20 protein-coding genes are annotated in these 17,771 nt (G+C 39.6%); 11 read left to right on the forward strand and 9 right to left on the reverse strand.

The features are described from left to right. Nucleotides 1-55 precede the first annotated feature (55 nt). The 3 genes from EL241_RS00270 to EL241_RS00275 form a co-directional block, all read right to left on the reverse strand. Entirely contained in the window at nt 56-1,429 is a 1,374-nt protein-coding gene (locus EL241_RS00270) for a M24 family metallopeptidase (protein WP_036105207.1), read from the reverse strand. A gap of 62 nt (nt 1,430-1,491) precedes the next feature. Then, complete coding sequence (locus EL241_RS13585) at nt 1,492-1,656, reverse strand: hypothetical protein (protein WP_003756690.1); 165 nt, start codon at nt 1,654-1,656, stop codon at nt 1,492-1,494. 83 nt (nt 1,657-1,739) lie between these two features. Next, nucleotides 1,740-2,876, reverse strand: a complete 1,137-nt coding sequence (locus EL241_RS00275; RefSeq protein WP_324603466.1) for an epoxide hydrolase family protein — start codon at nt 2,874-2,876, stop codon at nt 1,740-1,742. Between the two features lie 409 nt (nt 2,877-3,285). Here EL241_RS00275 and EL241_RS00280 point away from each other — a divergent pair, with 409 nt between their 5' ends. Together EL241_RS00280 and EL241_RS00285 are read left to right on the forward strand one after the other, a co-directional pair. Then, nucleotides 3,286-3,849 carry a helix-turn-helix domain-containing protein gene (locus tag EL241_RS00280; protein WP_170166128.1) on the forward strand — a complete coding sequence of 188 codons (564 nt, stop codon included), beginning with the start codon at nt 3,286-3,288 and terminating at the stop codon, nt 3,847-3,849. A 40-nt stretch (nt 3,850-3,889) separates the two neighbouring features. Beyond that, nucleotides 3,890-4,111 (forward strand): hypothetical protein, encoded by a 222-nt coding sequence (locus tag EL241_RS00285; protein ID WP_126320247.1) that lies wholly within the window; start codon nt 3,890-3,892, stop codon nt 4,109-4,111. 3 nt (nt 4,112-4,114) lie between these two features. On the opposite strand, the gene EL241_RS00290 is transcribed toward EL241_RS00285, so the two are convergent. Further along, a complete protein-coding gene (locus EL241_RS00290; protein ID WP_003756684.1) occupies nt 4,115-4,684 on the reverse strand; it encodes a hypothetical protein in 570 nt (189 codons plus the stop codon). 39 nt (nt 4,685-4,723) lie between these two features. Next, complete coding sequence (locus tag EL241_RS00295) at nt 4,724-5,578, reverse strand: MurR/RpiR family transcriptional regulator (protein WP_052009119.1); 855 nt, start codon at nt 5,576-5,578, stop codon at nt 4,724-4,726. 173 nt (nt 5,579-5,751) lie between these two features. Here EL241_RS00295 and EL241_RS00300 point away from each other — a divergent pair, with 173 nt between their 5' ends. From EL241_RS00300 to EL241_RS00320, 5 genes are all read left to right on the forward strand, one after another. Beyond that, a complete protein-coding gene (locus EL241_RS00300) occupies nt 5,752-6,768 on the forward strand; it encodes an oxidoreductase (RefSeq protein ID WP_036105195.1) in 1,017 nt (338 codons plus the stop codon). Between the two features lie 2 nt (nt 6,769-6,770). Further along, nucleotides 6,771-7,769 (forward strand): Gfo/Idh/MocA family protein, encoded by a 999-nt coding sequence (locus EL241_RS00305; RefSeq protein ID WP_036105194.1) that lies wholly within the window; start codon nt 6,771-6,773, stop codon nt 7,767-7,769. Between the two features lie 49 nt (nt 7,770-7,818). Beyond that, nucleotides 7,819-8,703, forward strand: coding sequence for a hypothetical protein (locus EL241_RS00310; RefSeq protein WP_036105193.1), 885 nt, complete (start codon nt 7,819-7,821; stop codon nt 8,701-8,703). A gap of 308 nt (nt 8,704-9,011) precedes the next feature. Beyond that, on the forward strand, nt 9,012-9,668 hold the full coding sequence (locus EL241_RS00315; protein ID WP_036105191.1) for a Crp/Fnr family transcriptional regulator: 657 nt from the start codon (nt 9,012-9,014) through the stop codon (nt 9,666-9,668). A 14-nt stretch (nt 9,669-9,682) separates the two neighbouring features. After that, the gene (locus EL241_RS00320; RefSeq protein ID WP_036105189.1) at nt 9,683-9,976 is read left to right on the forward strand and encodes a hypothetical protein; all 294 of its coding nucleotides are present in this window, start codon (nt 9,683-9,685) and stop codon (nt 9,974-9,976) included. A gap of 28 nt (nt 9,977-10,004) precedes the next feature. Here the strand turns inward: EL241_RS00320 and EL241_RS00325 are convergent, their stop codons facing one another. Both EL241_RS00325 and EL241_RS00330 read right to left on the reverse strand, forming a co-directional pair. Further along, entirely contained in the window at nt 10,005-10,469 is a 465-nt protein-coding gene (locus tag EL241_RS00325) for an ImmA/IrrE family metallo-endopeptidase (protein ID WP_003756672.1), read from the reverse strand. Nucleotides 10,470-10,475: 6 nt separating this feature from the next. Continuing rightward, nucleotides 10,476-10,811 carry a helix-turn-helix transcriptional regulator gene (locus EL241_RS00330; protein WP_036105188.1) on the reverse strand — a complete coding sequence of 112 codons (336 nt, stop codon included), beginning with the start codon at nt 10,809-10,811 and terminating at the stop codon, nt 10,476-10,478. Between the two features lie 142 nt (nt 10,812-10,953). Here EL241_RS00330 and EL241_RS00335 point away from each other — a divergent pair, with 142 nt between their 5' ends. After that, nucleotides 10,954-11,205 (forward strand): holin, encoded by a 252-nt coding sequence (locus EL241_RS00335; protein ID WP_003756668.1) that lies wholly within the window; start codon nt 10,954-10,956, stop codon nt 11,203-11,205. Between the two features lie 35 nt (nt 11,206-11,240). Here EL241_RS00335 and EL241_RS00340 read toward each other — a convergent pair whose 3' ends face one another. After that, nucleotides 11,241-13,421, reverse strand: coding sequence for a MucBP domain-containing protein (locus EL241_RS00340; RefSeq protein ID WP_126320248.1), 2,181 nt, complete (start codon nt 13,419-13,421; stop codon nt 11,241-11,243). Nucleotides 13,422-13,672: 251 nt separating this feature from the next. Here EL241_RS00340 and EL241_RS00345 point away from each other — a divergent pair, with 251 nt between their 5' ends. Beyond that, the gene (locus EL241_RS00345; protein ID WP_126320249.1) at nt 13,673-14,653 is read left to right on the forward strand and encodes a matrixin family metalloprotease; all 981 of its coding nucleotides are present in this window, start codon (nt 13,673-13,675) and stop codon (nt 14,651-14,653) included. Between the two features lie 45 nt (nt 14,654-14,698). Here the strand turns inward: EL241_RS00345 and EL241_RS00350 are convergent, their stop codons facing one another. Continuing rightward, a complete protein-coding gene (locus EL241_RS00350) occupies nt 14,699-15,235 on the reverse strand; it encodes a TetR/AcrR family transcriptional regulator (RefSeq protein ID WP_052009117.1) in 537 nt (178 codons plus the stop codon). A 285-nt stretch (nt 15,236-15,520) separates the two neighbouring features. Between EL241_RS00350 and EL241_RS00355 the strand changes: the two genes are divergently transcribed. After that, entirely contained in the window at nt 15,521-16,222 is a 702-nt protein-coding gene (locus EL241_RS00355; RefSeq protein ID WP_036105177.1) for a cyclic nucleotide-binding domain-containing protein, read from the forward strand. Nucleotides 16,223-16,296: 74 nt separating this feature from the next. Then, complete coding sequence (locus EL241_RS00360) at nt 16,297-17,769, forward strand: MucBP domain-containing protein (RefSeq protein WP_126320250.1); 1,473 nt, start codon at nt 16,297-16,299, stop codon at nt 17,767-17,769. Nucleotides 17,770-17,771: the final 2 nt, after the last annotated feature.

Raw genomic sequence — 17,771 nt, forward strand, 5'->3', positions numbered from 1 at the left:
AACGAGCTGATGAAGTAACCAGTCAGCTCGTTTTTTTATTAGGCGTTAAAATGCACTACTTGAAAACCATAGCTGCCGTTTTATCTAATAAATAAGGGCGATAGTAAGCAAGTGTATCACTCATCGGAAGGATCTCTTCGGATAATTCGATACCAAGTTCCTTTTTTAAATAGTTGCGTCGCCGCATTATACGCTCCCACACAAGTGGATAATCTGTCTGGATCTCTGTCCGTAGATCTTTATCGGCGATCGCTATGCCTTCTTCTGCACTAACACCTGCAAAACCAGCTACACTTGGAATAATATCGATTTGGAAAATTTGGCCACTTTTTACAGTGCATGTGGAACCTGGATAAAACGGAGACGCTAGCCATTCTTCGGTTGCTGTAAAATGTCCGGGATTCAGCTCCCAGTGGAAGTCTTCTTGAGGAAGAACGGTTTGGATGTTTTGATAGAGAAAGTCGCCACTGATGCCTATTTGGATCGTTTGCAGCCAAGTAGCAAGGGCGCGGAAATAAGGCGTAACCACTTTAGCTACATAGTCTTGTTCCTTTACCGGTAATTCGGAAGCGGTAGAAACAGCATAGGCAGATCGACTCGATAGTCCGCCTTTGAAGCCGATGGTAAGTGACATTTTATCACCCAGCTGAATGGCTTTGTTGCGCGGATAAACAACGGCATCAGTAAAACGATCGCCAGTAGCGCAGATTGTAGTTACCGTCTGTGGTTGCCCGCCGCTAGCCAAGAGACCAGCTATTTCTATTTCTGTTTTTCCTAGATCGATATGATCAAGCGCATCGAGCAGACTTCTGCCAGCGAGTGCAGCACCATATTCAAAGTGAGCGATCTCGTTAGCATTGTTGACTGTCCGAATGCCTTTCTCAGGGGAGATCAGTACCTCGCTGAAATTGAACAGTTCGATCTCCAAGTGTTTTAATGTATCGATCAAATAATAAGGAAGATCAAATAAATATTGGTTTTGGTAGGATGTGGAAGTGAACAGCTTCCAACCAATTACCCCAACTTTTTTTCCTGTTGAAATATCGGCGGCTTGGAAATAATCTTCTAAGCGTGCATCGTCTTTCATAGGCTGATTTGGCAACGAGAAGAAAGGGACATGGATAGCTTCTACGTCGATTCGCGAGTAAGCTGCCATTTTCATATTTTCATTACCAAGAAGTACATAAGCTTTGCCGCTTTGATGAACAATCAAGAGCGCTTCCTCGAAGCGCGGGACGAATCCAGTAAAGTATTCAAAGTTGTCGCCGTGTTCGCGGTCAGCGTAGATTATTACGGAATCAACATGCTGCTCCCGCATAGCAGTCATTAGGTTTTGCTTGCGGTGCAAAAGCGTTTCGTTTGTTAGGTTAATGGGAGTTAGTAAAGCATCTGTTTTCGGAGGAGAAACTGGTTGTAATCGAATATTCATTTGATCGACTCCTTTATGTCGTTTTTATTTAGTAAGAGCATGCATGTAGTCACAAATAACCTTTAAGCAGCTGTAAAGATATAAAATAGGAATAAAAGAACGCAAAAAATATTGATGATCAGTAGGACTTTTTTATAAGTCTCATTAATATTTCCTTTCTGATTTTTCACTAGAAAAATGTAGCTGATAGCAAACAGCAATAATAAGATCAAAAATGGGATCGCCATAGTCAAAGTCCTTTCCTATCAGTAATAATATTACTATATCATACTTAATGAAAACGTGGCTTTGTCTTTTGAATAACGGCGCTTTATAAAGTTTTGGCAAATCGGAAAAGTTCTTTAGAAAACCATTCTGGCTCCTCAAATGCGGTAAAATGACCGCCCTTGGGATTTACCGACCATTGCTGCACATTGAAAGCTCGCTCGACCCATGCTTTGGGAGGTAAATTGATATCAGCGGAAAATAGAGAAATAGCTGTAGGAATGGTTATAGTTCCAAGCTTGGGAAGTGTATGGCTATTGGCGTCATACATCCGGATAGAAGACGCAATCGTATTCGTGACCCAATAAATCATTACATGGGTGAGAAACTCATCGTTAGAAAAACGTTTTCTCAAGTCGCCATCACAATCACTCCAGCTACGATATTTTTCTAGCAGCCATCCTGCAAGACCAACTGGCGAATCGCTTAAACCATAAGCCAGCGTTTGTGGTTTGGTCGATTGGATCGCCATATATCCCGCCTCATCGCGCAACCACTTTGAAACGGTCTCGACATAAGTTTGCTCAGATTTGTTTTCTATCTGACTCCCGCTCTTTTGAATAAGTGCTTGGATCAGTCCTACATCTGTCAAATGAATGCCTAAAAGCTGTTCCGAATATTTTGCAGCAAGGTAACGTGTGACCCCCGAACCCATATCTCCGCCACTAGCAACAAATTTTTCATATCCCAATGTTTCTGTCATTAATTTTACCCAAAGATCCGCTACGCTGGCGTTATTAAATCCTGCTTGCTTGGGAGCTTCTGAAAAACCGAATCCCGGCATAGAAGGGACGATGACATCGAAAGATAGATCAGATTCGATTCCATAACGTCGGGGATTCGTCAAAAGTGGAATCACTTTTTGATAGCGCAGATAACTATCGGGCCAGCCATGAGTCAAAATGAGTGGGATGCGCCGGGAAGTCTGCCCTTTTTCATACACAAAATGAATGGATAGACCGTCGATCGTTGTCTTATATTGCTGGAACTGATTCAATAGTGCTTCTTGCTTTCGCCAATCGTAGTCGTTCAACCAATAATCGGTCAGTTTTTGCAGGAAATGTCGTTCTGTACCTTGCTCCCAGCCAATCGCTTCTAACTGGCTAGGCCAGCGAACAAGCTCAAGTCTATGCCGCAGATCCGCTAGCACATCATCGGTGATACTGATTTTGAAAACTTCCATGTTCACTTCTATCACTCCTCGGTAATGGTATATAAATCCATTCTAAAGCAAAGCGGTTATGATACAATAAACAAAAAGATGTTTTTTATTATACTTTTTGTTAAGAGGTGGAAACATGCAGTTCGATCCTTATAAAAAAAGAAATGTGCCCATTGATTTTACTGCTGCAGAAAGTTGCCAATTTGTGTGGGAGGAAGAGGAATACAGGATTCTTTTTATAACAAATGGGAAGCTGGAGATATCATTAAACCAAGTTTCCATGAAATTGCGAAAGGGAGATATACTTTGCCTAACCAATCAAGACAGCTTTGCTTTCATTTCTTCCGCCGAATTGGCAGCGGCCTCCTTTCGGTTTGAGCCTTCCTTTTTAAAAACCATACAGCTTTCACAAAAAAATGAGACATTTTCTATGGCTCCTGAAATCAAGACAGGATCGATCCTTTTTAAACGAGATTCCCGCCATTCAGGTGTTTATCATGCATCAAACGCGGTCTACACGCAGTTATTAGAGTATTTCTTTGTAATGGGTACGGAAGTTTTTGCGAAAAGCGACTCTTTATGGGTCTGTCGTATCAAAAAATATCTCATTCAATTTTTATATCTGTTAGAGGAAACGAGTAACAGGGAAGAACAAGTCTACTTAGACCAGCTATTGAGCTATATCCATACAAATTATCGAAAAAAAATAACGTTAGTGGAGCTTACAGAGTTAACGAATTCAAACCGTGTGACTTTAAATCGAAAATTTCGCGAGCGTTTTGGCTGCACTGCTATGGCTTATTTGTTGAATTACCGATTGAAAGTTGCTGCAGATCTTTTGACACATACAGGGTTAACTGTAAATGAGATTGCGGCTTCGACTGGCTTTGGGTATGAAACCTATTTTATTAAGCAATTTTCCGCTAAGAAAAAAGTTTCTCCAACGACTTATCGGAAAGAAACAAGACGTTTGGCAGCAGCAGCTAAGCCATAGAAAGAGCTTCAAAATATAAAACTAAAAAGGGATGGGTAAAGTGGTTCGGATTTTTCGTTATTTATTAAGTATTATCTTTATTTGGGTGTTATTCCACATTTTTGGAGCAATTTCATATAGTCTATTTCCGAATGTTGAAGGAAACTGGGATATTTTACTAGGCATCTTTTATTGTGGTGTTATTTTTTTCGGAGGAATCATTATTGGCAATTGGATCGTTTCGACGATTGAAAAAGAAACCCGCCGTAAAATGCGGGAATAAAAGCTATTTATCTGGTAGATTAGTATACAAATGTTCAGCATCATCTGCGAATAGACAGGTCTGCATAAAATAGTCAACTTGTCGGCCATGTATTTGTAAAGTAATGGCTAGTTCTTTCCATTTGTATGTATTTGGTTCGGCTTGGATGGCAAGTGCTAATGCTGTTAATGAACGAGTGTTCAGCTTTTCGCGAATTTCCGAAGCATGGAAATAATAACAACGGTACGTATCTACTTGTACATATTCTGTATGCTCGCTGAAATAGAGCTGCATGATATAAATGCTGTCTGATGTTTTATAAAACGTATATAGCCAGCTGTTTATTTCGATGATCTCAAGTGCTTTAGTATATACGAGCGGCTTGGGTCGATAATAGACAGAGGGCTCTTTTTTTTGTGGCCGCAAAGATACAGTGAGGAATAGGAACACAAGTAGCAAAAAGCAGGCAGCCAACAGTTCACCGCTTCTTATGGATAAATCGATAATTGCTAGTAATTGAAGCAGGATAAGTAGCAACATACCAAGAGACACAATACTTATGAACCACGAAAAGATCTTTTTCTTAGGGAGCATCAGCTTCTCCTTTCAAGCTATTATTTCTCGGGAAATAAATCAAGCATTATTATCACTTAAAAATTGCTGATTTAGGGTTTGATAGTCCTTGTTTTTCTCGTAATCGATTTGATAGAGCGTCGAGAAAATAACATTCAGAATATAATCGAAGGCTATTTGTGAAGCGAAGGTGGCGATCTTTAGTTCTGATTTATCTTCTAAGTTCGGCACGGCAATACAAATATCCGCAATTTTACTAAGTTTACTTGTGATATGAGAAGTAAGCAAAATAATCGGCACGCCACGAGATTTTAACCATTCTGCAGCTGTGATGTCATGCGGCGACTTAGCATCGTAACTAATAAACAGAGCACAATCTTCGCTTGTGATATTTGCTGTGTGGACGGCCCATTCTGAACGGTCTGTAGCCAAGATGGCATATTGGTTGATTTTCCAAAGCTTATTTTGAAAACTTTCTGCGCGAATCTGAGAATCTCCTAGGGCAAACAAAAAAATACGTTTGGCATCGTACAATTGTCGCGTAGCTCGAAAAAGCATTTGCTCGTCTAGCAAATGGTAGCTCTCGGTAATGGTTTGCTGAGTGAGTTCCATCATTTCACGACTGATTTTAAGAATAGAATCGTCATGCTCAAAAGGGATATTTGGATTGATCTCTGAGAGAACGTGATTTTCTTGCTGATTCGTTTTCAATAATTCGATTTTAAAGGACTTAAATCCATCTAAGCCTAGTTTTCTGGTGAAACGAATAATCGAAGCATGTGACGTATAGGTTTTTCGAGCTAATTCTTGAATGGTCAGTTGCTCCATATTAGCTGTGTTTGCAAGAATGTAGTCAGCGATCACTTTTTCAGTATTGGTAAAATTAGTCATTGTTTTGATTTTTTGCAGCAGCATCAAAAGGGCTCCTTTCGAGTGAATATTGAACTTTTTGTGCAGAAAAATGTTATTTAAGCCTGTGATTCAGGACTAAATTTCCTAAATAACTATAGATAGAAGGGGAAAATAGCGTTTTTGAGCAAACAAACTTATAATGTATATATAAATAGTATGAAATTGGGGGAACTTTTATGTTAACTATCGGTTATATTGGAAATGGAAAGAGTACGAATCGCTATCATTTGCCTTTCGTTTTAGAACGCGACACAATCAAGGTAAAAACGATCTACCGTCGCAACCCAGATCACGATGCGTGGGAAAAGCATGAACATATCCATTATACAACGGATTTGGAAGAAATGCTGATTGATCCGGAAATTCAACTGATTGTTGTTTCGACCACGCAACAGTCACACTATGAGTACGCGAAGAAAGTTTTGGAACACGGCAAACACGTGCTGGTAGAAAAGCCATTTATGATGACATATGCGGAAGCAGAAGAGATTTTTGCTTATGCGAAAGCACATGATCTGCTAGTGCAATGTTACCAAAATCGCCGCTTTGATTCCGATTTTCTCACCGTCCAAAAGGTGATCGAAAGCGGGAAACTTGGCGATTTACTAGAAGTGGAGATGCACTACGACTACTTCCGCCCAGAAGTACCGGAATCTACCCATGAATTCAAGTTCTACAATAGTTATTTATACGGTCATGGCTGTCATACGATCGATCAAGTATTGAGCTATTTTGGCAAACCGGACGATATTCATTACGATGTTCGACAATTACTTGGGGAAGGACGTATGAATGATTACTTTGATTTAGATTTTTATTATGACAAATTAAAAGTGTCTGTCAAGTCGAGTTATTTCCGCTTGAAAGCAAGACCAAGTTTTGTTGTGTATGGTAAAAAAGGTTCGTTTGTAAAAGAAACGAAAGATCGTCAAGAAGAACATTTGAAACTATTCTATATGCCCGACAATGCTGATTTTGGAATTGATCTGCCGGAACATTACGGCGTATTGACTTACGTCGATGATAACGGAGTCTATCATGAGGAAACAGTTGTTTCTGAAAAGGGTGACTATGGTCGCGTGTATGATGGACTATATGAGGCGATTGTGAATGGAAAAGAAAAACAAGTGAAAGATGAAGAAACATTATTACAAATGCGCATTCTCGAAGACGGCGTGAAAGGGTGTAAATAGCCATGAAATTAGGAATCGTTGGATCAGGAATGATCGTCCATGATTTACTTCCAGTCTTTACTTCTATCCCAAAAATCGAGCTGGCGGCAATTTATGGAAGAGCCAAGAGTTTAGAGAAATTGGAAGACTTGAAAACACGGTACAACATTGCAAAGATCCATACTGATTATGAAGCATTTTTAGCAGATGGATCTATTGATACGGTGTATGTAGCGTTGCCCAATCATTTACATTTTAGTTATGTAAAGCAAGCGTTGGAAGCTGGAAAAAATGTAATTTGTGAGAAACCTTTTACTTCTAATGTTCAAGAGTTAGAAATATTAATTGATTTAGCAAGGGAGAAACAAGCGTTTCTTTTAGAAGCCATCACCAATCAATACATGAAGAACTTTTTAGCGATCAAAGATAAAGTTTCTGAGCTAGGGAACATCAAGATCATTGAAGCAAACTACTCGCAATATTCCTCCCGTTACGATGCATTCAAAGCGGGTAATATCTTACCTGCTTTCAACCGCGAAATGTCAGGCGGCGCATTGATGGATCTTAATATCTACAACATCCACTTCGTCGTTGGGCTGTTTGGAAAACCGAAAAGCGTGCAATATTATGCTAACATCGCTCAAGGAATCGATACTTCTGGGATTTTGATTCTTGATTATGAGTCCTTTAAAGCGGTATGTATTGGATCGAAAGACAGTAAAGCACCTATTTCTGCGAATATCCAAGGCGATGCAGGTACGATCCATGTCAACGGTACGGTAAGCGTAGTTGATTCGTTCGAGTTTTTGCCGAATAAAGGCGAAGAAGTGCATGTGGATGTAAAAGATCATGAACACCGTATGTATGATGAGTTTGTTGCTTTTGAACGCATTCTTTCCGAACAAAATGAAGCAGAGATGCTTGAGCGACTGGCACATAGTCTAAATGTCATGGATGTAGTTACGCGTGCGAAAGAATCAGCGAATATCAAATTTGCAGCAGATGAGAATCCGAATTACTAACGACGTTTTGTGAAATTTCTAAAGGGTATCGAATATCGAGGTGATAGATATGAAGAAATGGTTGACAATTTTCCTAACACTCGGTGCGCTCTTACTAGTTGCTGCCGGTTGCGGCGGAGGAAATTCAAGTGGAAGCAGTTCTACTAGCGATACTTCCAAAGATAACAAGCAGATGACGGAAAAGAAAGAAGCGACAGATAGCCAAAAGAAATCGAACGATCAAACAGATAAGATGAATAGCAACAACACAGGCAGCACCAAAAGTGACACCAGCACCAACAAGTCTAAAACACTGACACCGAAAGAAGTCATCGCTGCAACGAAAACACAAATCGCAGCGAAGAATATTTATTTGCCAACAACGATCCCGCTTTCTTCTGATAGTAAACATCTAACCGCATTAACAAGTGGTGATCAAGGTAATTATAAGGTTCGATTTTTTGAAAGTGATAAACCGATCCCGATCAATAATGCCAAGCTGAAAGATGGCAAATCAGCTTCGGAAGTTGCTACAGTAGCGAAAAAAACTTATGCGACGAATAATGAAGCGAAACAAGCTGTCGGACATACGGACCCGCAAACGACTGGTAGCAAGCCAGTTGATTTAGGCCATGGCATCAAAGGATATCCAGATGCCGGCGCTGGGAACAAATACTTGAATTGGAATGAAGGCAGATGGTCTTTCGTGGTCCATGCAATCAATGACGGAAAAAGTGACTATGAGCCGTTAGCGAAAGAAGTAGTAGCAAAACTTGAAAAAGAAACGCTTGTGATCCCACATGAAGTCGGCGATATGAAATTGGATTCCGAGAAAAATAATCGCGTAGATGCTAATACAGTTAGCTGGCAAGAAGGAAAAAGCGTTTATACGATTACAAGTAGTGATGCAATAGAAGCTGTAACAATGGCTACGCATTTTGATAAAATAAAATAAAATAAAATCAAAAAACCGCAAGTGCTGATCTGAAGATCACAGCTTGCGGTTTTTTTGATTATCAGGAGATATCAAGTTATCAATTGTTAACGCTAAAATGACAGGAAAGTGACGGCTCTTGTTATTTATATCACAAAGTGAATGTTGCTATTACCGCTTTATATTGATTGGTTTTTCACAATGTATGCGATTTTGTTACCATTTGGTAATATTATTTAGGGTAGTTATGTTATCATTTAATTGCTATACTTAGCTCGTGATTTTAATGAAAAACGGCTAAACATTTTTTAGTAAAGGATTGGATCAAAATGCAGAACCGTTATTTTCAAGAATACCTTGAAAGTCAAAAATGGGAAGTAGTTAGAAAAGAGTATCATGAATATCTGACATATAGAGGTTTGTTGGATAGTTATGTCTATGTGCTCAAGAGCGGCGTCATCAAAACAAGTGTGATTTTAAAAGACGGCAGGGAATTCAATCTTGCTTATGTAAGACCTGGGGAAATCATTTCTATTATAAATGACGAAACTTCTAATCGTACTCCGGCTCCGTTCAACATCCGGGTCGAATCAGAAGAGGCGTTTCTCTACCGCGTGAACCGAGTGGAATTTTGGCGCGATGTCAATCGCAACTTAAAACTACAATCCTATGTGAAAAATTACTACCGTGAAAATCAGCAAGCTTATATGTATAAACTGCAAACCATGCTCATGAACGGTAAAAAAGGAGCGTTATGCGCAGTTTTATGCGAACTTGCAGAGCTATTCGGAGTAGCATCCAATGAAAAGATCTTGATCGATTTTCCGATTACTAATGAAGATATTGCCGGCTTTTGCGGAATCAGTTCGCGAAATAGTGTTAATCGAATGATGCGTGAACTAAGGGAAGCTGATATCATTGAAATCAACAACCGTAAGATCGTGATCAAAGATTTAGTATATTTGAAATCACGAGTTGCTGAATAAGGGGTAAGGTAAAAATGAAGAAACTGCTTGTAGTGCTTGGTGTACTCTCATTGCTTCTAGGAGCATGTGGGAAGCAAGATACCTATGGAGGTATCGTCAAAAATGTGAAGCAGGTGGACACTGCTGAGGCTAGTCGAAGTCATTACCGTGTATTCGATCATGGCAGATATGTAGAACGTGTGGATCGCAAAGGAGATATGCAGGCAGTTTTTATCCGCGATGTCGATATTTATAGACAAATGGAGCAGTCTGCGCAATCAAATGTAAAAAGCGTTCTGACGGATATGAAGCCAGATTATCAAAATTGATATATTATAAAAATAAAGCATGCAAAAATCACTTTTTGCATGCTTTATTTTGTTGGACACGTATCGTATTGCCAAATGTAATGCTGTAATCCCGGTGCGAACACTTTGTCCCGAATTTGTTTTTATAGTGATCGACCGTTTTTTTCAGGAATTCTTCGGTAACGCCCAAATGTTCTGCAACCTCGAAATACTCATGAAAGCCAGCATAGTAACAGGCGATGATGTCATCTAACGGAATAAGAAACTCGTAGCTGCGCTTGCGAGCAAACATTTCCTGTTTCCGATGGCTGATGTCTGTCTGCTCGGTAATATTGCCGACAGTATATTTGGCGTGCATTACTTCTTCGATCAGCGTGCTTGTTTTCTCTTGTTCGCTTAGCAGACTGTTGATATAAATAACATTATCCAAAAAGAGTCCAGAAAGTTTTGTCGGTAAACGTTCTTCTCGAATCGTTATTTCTTTGCCATACCGCGCTACAAATTTTTCATACAATTGAACTCACTTCCCGCGATGGAGTCTTTTTTTCATCTCTATATAAGCAAGGATGTCACGCAATTCTTCCTCTGTCACGTCATCATCGATATGAGCTGCTATCGTCAAACCATTTTTATTTGGCGAATCTATTTCTCGAGGCGGAAAAAAATCGTCCATACTTTTGCCGAATAATTGCGCTAATTCGTATAAAACATCTTGGCTGGCTTTGCGGTCGCCATTTTCATAGCGGCTGACTGTTTGACGGCTGGTACGGAGAAGCTGCGCCAGTTTTTCCTGACTGTAACCATTCTCTTCCCGAAAAAATCTGATTTTATTCCCAATATATTTATTCAGTTCCATGATAGTTGCTCCTTATATAGATTGTTAAGGTTAGTATAACATATAAAGCACCAAAATGGAAACTTTTGTATAAAAATAGCACCTGTTTGTTTACAACGCACCGAATTGGTGCTAAAATAAATAGTGGAAGGGGGAAGATTTTATGGATTTTGGTAAAGAACTAGTAACGTACCTTACTTTTTTCTCTATTATAACCCCATTAGTAGTAAAGGCTATCCGCCAAACGGGAGTCATCAGAAAAAGATGGTCAAATCTGCTAAGCATTGGTGTAGGGGTATTATTGGGATTATTATCGATCTGGCTTCCCGGTGCCGCAAGTCCGGCTGTAATGGCTTGGGCTGGAGGGTTATCAGGGCTGGGCGGGAACTTTTTATTGCAGTTGTATCAAAAATAGAGCTTGCTGTTTTCGTCAGCAAGCTCTATTTTTGATTAATTTTTTCGACGCTTTTTAAATAGTAAGAAGGCGATAATGATCAAAAGTAAGCCTCCAAAGCTATATAAAACGGTATCTAGCAATTTGTCGCCAGTCGTTGGTAGCTTAGAAACAGATTTGGTAATATCTGATTTTGGATCAATAATCAAATGCCAGCTGGTATGAGTATTTGTTTTTGGTGATGTTTGCTTTTTGTTTGCTGGTTTTTGTTTTTTAGGTACTGTATCCTTTTTGGGATCGTCAGGACCAGACGTAGTTTTTTTGTAGATATAGTGGACGACTTGTGCTGAATCAGAGAAAGTACCTTTTGCATTGTCCGGGGTTTCCGTAAGTTCCCAACCGTCGATCGATTTAGGCTCAGATGTATATTCTTCGCCGATCTTGCCAGTTAGAATAGTATCTTTCGCTAGCTCATTCCCGTCTTTATCGAGATAGCGAACGGTGACTGGCTGTGCAGCTGTTTTTTCATAAACATAGGTAACAGTTTGTGCCGAGTCGGAAAAAGTACCTTTTGCATTGTCCGGGGTTTCCGTAAGTTCCCAACCGTCGATCGGTTTAGGCTCAGATGTATATTCTTCGCCGATCTTGCCAGTTAGAATAGTATCTTTCGCTAGCTCATTCCCGTCTTTATCGAGATAGCGAACGATGACTGGCTGTGCAGCTGTTTTTTCATAAACATAGGTAACTGTTTGTGCCGAGTCGGAAAAAGCACCTTTTGCATTGTCCGGGGTTTCCGTAAGTTCCCAACCGTCGATCGATTTAGGCTCAGATGTATATTCTTCGCCGATCTTGCCAGTTAGAATAGTATCTTTCGCTAGCTCATTCCCGTCTTTATCGAGATAGCGAACGGTGACCGGTTGAGCGTCGGTTTTCTCATAAATATAGCTAACTGTTTGCGCTGAATCAGAGAAAGTGCCCTTTGCATTGTCTGGGGTTTCCGTAAGCTCCCAGCCGTCGATCGATTTCGCTTCAGAGGTATAAGGATCGCCAATTTTCCCGTTAAGCGTCACGCTGTCAGCAATTGGTTCGCCGTCTTTATCCAGGTAACGGACGGTAACATCTTCTCCGGTTGCACGTTCATAAGGTAAAACCAGCTGCCCGGAGAATGTTTTGTTCGGATCGTTGTAGGTTTCATTCCAATAGGAAAGGAAAGTCCCTTCGTCAGAAAGATCTGTCCAGTTGATCGCATTTTCTTCCATGGTTCCGGTACTTTCGTTTTCAGGATAAGGTGCGATCTGGCTTGGGTTATTTGTTAGCCCGCGGATGGGGCTTTTTTGCAGATATTCTGTACCCTTCACAGCGATTTTATCAAGCGAGATCGTTTGGTTACCGCCGTTTAAAGTAGTCAACGGAAGTGACTGGATCGGGGAAATGTCTGCGATGTGGTTTCCATAGATGGTTAAGTTTGTTAAATTGTGTAGACTTTCTAAAGGTGTCACAACGCTTAGCTGATTGCCGCTTAAACTCAATGTTTGTAGAGTGGTGCGGGTAGCAATTGTGTTTAAAGCGCCGTTTTCAAGTTTATTATAGGAAAGTTCTAACGATTGGAGCTGATTCATGTTTTCCAAGAAAGATACATCGGAAATATCATTTCCCCATAAATAGATCGTGCGTAATTCTGTAGCATTTTTCAAAAAGGAAACATCTTTTAAATTACTGTGCCGCGAGCCGAATTCGGTTAGTTTCGTCAAGGAAAGTATGGGGCTGTAATCAGCGATCGGGTTGGCATCAAGGTGTAGATTGGTCATATTAGTCAATTTCTCTAAGGGAGTAAGGTCATGGATTTTAGAGTTCATGAGGTACAATATACTCATTTTTGTTAAATTTGTTAAAGCACTAATATCAGAAATATTGCTTTTTGGAATATAGAGGTAGTATAAATTGTCTGCGTATTGTAAGCCTTCTAAAGAAGAAAGGTTCTGATCGCTTTCTGCAAATGCTAAAGCGGTAACTCTTTTCATATCTGCTTTAGTGAGAGTGTTGACATCTGTAATGCCAAGTTTTGCTGCAACTGCTTTTTGAAGGACCTTATCCGGCATCCAAGTATCGATAGACTCTTCCGCAGTTGCCTTTGTTGATGCAGGCTGATCCGTCGTTTGAGCAAAGGTGATGTGGGGTGCTACGGTAATAAATATAATAGTACAAATCAATATCGAGATAAAAATGTTTTTTCTCACATTATCCAGCCTCTCTAGTAATAATTATTTCTTTGTAGTTATTATACTAAATAAAAACCCCATTTTGAGGGCGGAAATGGTATTAAATGTGGCGATATTGTGACGAAAGTCCTTTTCTTAGGGAGAGAGCGCGACGTCCCGTGACACAAAGTTGTCTTTTTTCAACTCGGATAGTAAGCTAATGCCGCAAAAAAGAAGTGGAAAAGCTTTTATAATGAAATTCAACAAGAAAAGAGGGGCTGGGAAGGTACATGAAAAAATTGATCAGCGTAACATTAGTAGTTCTTTTTGTTCTGTTGCCAGTTTTTGAGACGGTGCATGCAGAAGCGCAGACACCAATGCTCAATACTAGATACCGAAGCAAAAATGTGACTTACCGTAGTGTGACGAAAATTAAATTTTATAATGAAGTATGGAATAAGGGTGCGCAGGAATGGCGGAAAACAAAAGTTATTTCAATCAAGAAGAAGCAGTCAAAGAAGAGTAAGTTGACGATAGATGCTAAAACGGAAGCATCAAATTGGCTGGGATTAACTTTTCACACCGTGAATACCAATAATAATTATATCGTTTCCTCGAAGTTATATTTGAACCGCTATCATCATATTAAAAACGCCAAGTTTTATAATAAAAAAATGTATATTGGTGCTGCGATCCATGAATATGGACATGCGATGGGGCTAGCCCATAATACTAAAAACAAAAAGTCTGTCATGTTTCCAAATCCGACCAAAGCGCTCCCTACGAAAGTACCGAATGTAGACAAAAAAGCCATGAAAAAAAGATATGCCAAAGCGCCGAAAAAAGGCGTGCATCCTTTTTCAGAACGAATGCATGCGACTTGGATAAAAGAATATCCAAATTTAAAATCACTACAGAAAGCAAGCCCGATCATAGTGGACGGCTATGTTACTAGCTCGCAGACAGTAAAAGGCAGCATTCCAAAGACGAAGCATACTTTCCAAATAGAAAAAATTCGACGGGGAGCGAATAAGCTAACTAGTCGCAAAATCTCAATCAAGCAATTAGGAACAAAAAAAGTAGCGCTGGAAGAGAGTATGCTCTTATCGAAAAAACAAAAGGTTCGATTATTTTTAAAACAAGATCCCCAAAACAAAAAGGCATACATACTGATCAATGAAGGAGATTCCATTTTTTTACCGCAGCAGAAGGGCAAGGTTTATAAACAAGTTTCCAGTGGAAAGCTGTATGCTGCTACAAAGTTAAAATAACGCTAAAAAAAGCCTGCAAACAATATGTTTGCAGGCTTTTTTGTATTAGTTGAGTGATTGTTGAGAGAGGAATAAGGCAAGTTTCTCAATATTCCCTGTACAACCGTCAGTGATCCATTTTTTAGTTAAGGAGAACAATCCGGCTGCCGAATATTCCCTTACAAATGGACAAAATTCATCCTCTGGATAATGGGTGAATAACAGCTGCTGGGTTTTATTTACGAAGGTTTGAAACTTTTCATAGACAAGGTCGGATAATTCTGTCGTCAAGAACAATGTGATCTGTTCCATATTCGCTTTTATATATTCAAAGTACGCGTAAAAAATCGAATAATGATCGATTACGTTATCCTTGCTTATTTTTTCAAAAAATACCTGGAACAAACGGTCAAGATAAGTTGTAACGATTTCTTCTTTATTAGCATAATTTCGATAAAAGGCCATCCGGGATACACCAGCAATACGAGTGATCTCAGTAACAGATATTTCATGAAATTTTTTTGTAGCCAATAAACGAGTAAAAGCGGTAAAAATACTTTCTTGGGTCAGCTGTCTTTGAGAATCTGCGTATGTCTCTACCATAGATAAAACCTCCCCGAAAATTATATTTGTTAATTCATATTACTTCTAATGGGCGATAAATACAAGATATTTTTAGAATTTTTCCCTAAAATCCCTTAACTTTGTGAAAAAAATAAGTGGTAATGCGTTTTATCGGAAAGCGCTCTATAAGATTATGAAGAATAAACTTTTTCAATAATTGGTCAGCAAATGTTACGAAAAATTCACAAAGTCTTCTCCTTAGTTGTAAATTCTCAATTATAAATGTACAGAATTATGCTAATTTTAATTCAAAGAGGTGAAAACATGTATAGAGTTTCCTTAGAAGACAATGTCTCGCACGCTCAAATCGTGGAAGAGTTAGAAAATAATGCGTGTAGCAGTACATTGATAAAGAAAAAGTTTTATGGACGGGACAAAATGATCTTTACAGAAAAAAACAGCTCTTTGCAAGTACTCTATTTGGAAGAAGGGTACATGGGAACATTTGTGAATATGGGAAAGGAGGGACAGCGCGTACTCGATTTTCATAAACAGGGAGATCTGATTGGTTTTGATGAACTGCTTTTGCCGCAGCACAGCAGGAAAAACATTTATCGCTATTCGTTTGACCGCTGCAATGTCAGGATTATCGACGGTGAATTTTTGCTGGATTATCTTTCTATCAGACCAGTGTTTATGGAATATTTAACGAAGCGCATGGCAGAAAGACTCTATCAATTAATGATGAAAGAAGGCGGTAAAGGAAAATACCAAAAAGATAAAGTGATCATTGGACTCTTGGAAGCAGCACACAAACTTGGGGCAAGCGATGAGGGCTATTATCAGTTTCCCAGCAGTATCAATAATACGACATTAGCAAATTATTGCCGGATCGATCCCACATCATTTTCCAAAGTGTGCAAGCATCTTTTTGATGAGAAATTTATTTTGGATAAGAAAAAGATGCTGATCGATCTGGAGGAGATGCAAGAATTTTTAGCATTTTCGAAAGGGTTCTATCTATAGAAGGAAAGGAGGTGAGTGCAGAAAGTCCGTAATTCCAGACACAGAACAATAAGGCAGCAAGGGAGGAAAAGAAGATGAAAAGCAAAAAATACCAATGGGGAGCAGCGATCCTAGTTACTTTTATCGCCGTATTATTATTGTTTCCGGCTGATTCGCTCGCAGCATCAGATGATTTTGATGTCGCAAAGGGCTGGGATGTAGAGGAGTACACGAGTGATTTAAATATTCCTTTGGACAAGGTATTTATTGAAGACTCTGGTGCGAAAAGAGATATTGGCAACGGGGAAGAGAAAATCAACCGCGCTTTCCTGAACTTTGCGAATATCGGAAACTCAAAGTTTCGAGCAGTAAAAACGCTGCCGCTCAAACACGGAGTGACCTATAAATTCAAATGGCGCTTTGGCATGGTGACAACAGGAAAAGCCACTGCAGCCGTTGATTTTAACGGTAAAACTTTCACATCTAGCAAAGAGCCGTGGGATGTCTATGAATACACGATCACACCGACGGCGGATATGGATTATAAGATCACCATGAGCTTCGTGGCACCAAAAGTAACGAATGTCTTTCTAATGGTAGGCTATGACGTTGATCCAGATGGTTCTAAAGGTATCAAGGTCATCAAAAAAGGAAAACCTGTGACTGCACATTATGTCAACGAAGATAATCAAAAAATAGCAGACAGCGAAGTGGTCGAGGGTAACGTGGGTGATGCTTATACTTGCATGGCGCGGGCAATCCCAAATTACAAACTTAAAGAAGTAGTCGGAAAGGAAAAAGGCAAGATAACAGAAACCGCGCAAATCGTCCGCTATGTTTATGAACCAGTTAAAGAAGAAAAGAAAACGACTGGGAAAGTAACGATCAAGTATGTCGATGAACAAGGCAAACAAGTAGCTGCGGATAAAATTCTAACGGGTAAGATCAATACGGCTTTCCAAGCAGAAATCAAAGCTGTTCCGGGATACATAGCAACACATATCTCAAGCAGCATGGGAATTTTCCAAACAGAGGATCAAATCATAAAAGTAGTGTATAAAGCAGTTAAACCAACGGAAAATAGCAATGTCATCGTCAAATTTTTAGACAAGCAAGGGAAGGAAATTGCTGTTCCAGTCATTCTTACCGGCAAATTAGGAGCAGAGTATAAAGCTCAGCCTAAGGAACTGAAGGGCTACAGAGTAACTGGTATTCCGAAAAATCAAACAGGAATATTTACGAAAGATACGCAATCGGTCATTTATCAGTACGAGAAGGAAAGCAAAAAGGATAATGAAAAAGACCCGAAAAAGCCGGATCCTGATAAACATGAGTCCAATGGGAACGGGCAAAGCGGGAAGAAACCGATAAAGCGCACGGATATTTCCACTAACACTACCGGCGACGCGAAACAGCCTGCAAAAAAACCGGGCAAGCAAGATTCCAGTCACTTATTGCCTAGTACCGGAGATAGCACTTGGGATCTGTTTCTATTTATCGGTTTGGTAGTGATGGGAACCGGATTAATTACATGGAAGAAAAAAATTAGGGATGAAAAAGGAGAATGAAG

It is taken from the genome of Listeria grayi, assembly GCF_900638015.1.
Classification (GTDB): domain Bacteria; phylum Bacillota; class Bacilli; order Lactobacillales; family Listeriaceae; genus Listeria; species Listeria grayi.

What these genes read in the sequence shown, in the direction of transcription:
- EL241_RS00270 (WP_036105207.1), bottom strand. Translation starts at nt 1,429, where the DNA reads ATGAATATTCGATTACAACCAGTTTCTCCTCCGAAAACAGATGCTTTA.
- EL241_RS13585 (WP_003756690.1), bottom strand. Translation starts at nt 1,656, where the DNA reads ATGGCGATCCCATTTTTGATCTTATTATTGCTGTTTGCTATCAGCTAC.
- EL241_RS00275 (WP_324603466.1), bottom strand. Translation starts at nt 2,876, where the DNA reads ATGGAAGTTTTCAAAATCAGTATCACCGATGATGTGCTAGCGGATCTG.
- EL241_RS00280 (WP_170166128.1), top strand. Translation starts at nt 3,286, where the DNA reads ATGGCTCCTGAAATCAAGACAGGATCGATCCTTTTTAAACGAGATTCC.
- EL241_RS00290 (WP_003756684.1), bottom strand. Translation starts at nt 4,684, where the DNA reads ATGCTCCCTAAGAAAAAGATCTTTTCGTGGTTCATAAGTATTGTGTCT.
- EL241_RS00295 (WP_052009119.1), bottom strand. Translation starts at nt 5,578, where the DNA reads ATGCTGCTGCAAAAAATCAAAACAATGACTAATTTTACCAATACTGAA.
- EL241_RS00300 (WP_036105195.1), top strand. Translation starts at nt 5,752, where the DNA reads ATGTTAACTATCGGTTATATTGGAAATGGAAAGAGTACGAATCGCTAT.
- EL241_RS00305 (WP_036105194.1), top strand. Translation starts at nt 6,771, where the DNA reads ATGAAATTAGGAATCGTTGGATCAGGAATGATCGTCCATGATTTACTT.
- EL241_RS00310 (WP_036105193.1), top strand. Translation starts at nt 7,819, where the DNA reads ATGAAGAAATGGTTGACAATTTTCCTAACACTCGGTGCGCTCTTACTA.
- EL241_RS00315 (WP_036105191.1), top strand. Translation starts at nt 9,012, where the DNA reads ATGCAGAACCGTTATTTTCAAGAATACCTTGAAAGTCAAAAATGGGAA.
- EL241_RS00320 (WP_036105189.1), top strand. Translation starts at nt 9,683, where the DNA reads ATGAAGAAACTGCTTGTAGTGCTTGGTGTACTCTCATTGCTTCTAGGA.
- EL241_RS00330 (WP_036105188.1), bottom strand. Translation starts at nt 10,811, where the DNA reads ATGGAACTGAATAAATATATTGGGAATAAAATCAGATTTTTTCGGGAA.
- EL241_RS00335 (WP_003756668.1), top strand. Translation starts at nt 10,954, where the DNA reads ATGGATTTTGGTAAAGAACTAGTAACGTACCTTACTTTTTTCTCTATT.
- EL241_RS00345 (WP_126320249.1), top strand. Translation starts at nt 13,673, where the DNA reads ATGAAAAAATTGATCAGCGTAACATTAGTAGTTCTTTTTGTTCTGTTG.
- EL241_RS00350 (WP_052009117.1), bottom strand. Translation starts at nt 15,235, where the DNA reads ATGGTAGAGACATACGCAGATTCTCAAAGACAGCTGACCCAAGAAAGT.
- EL241_RS00355 (WP_036105177.1), top strand. Translation starts at nt 15,521, where the DNA reads ATGTATAGAGTTTCCTTAGAAGACAATGTCTCGCACGCTCAAATCGTG.
- EL241_RS00360 (WP_126320250.1), top strand. Translation starts at nt 16,297, where the DNA reads ATGAAAAGCAAAAAATACCAATGGGGAGCAGCGATCCTAGTTACTTTT.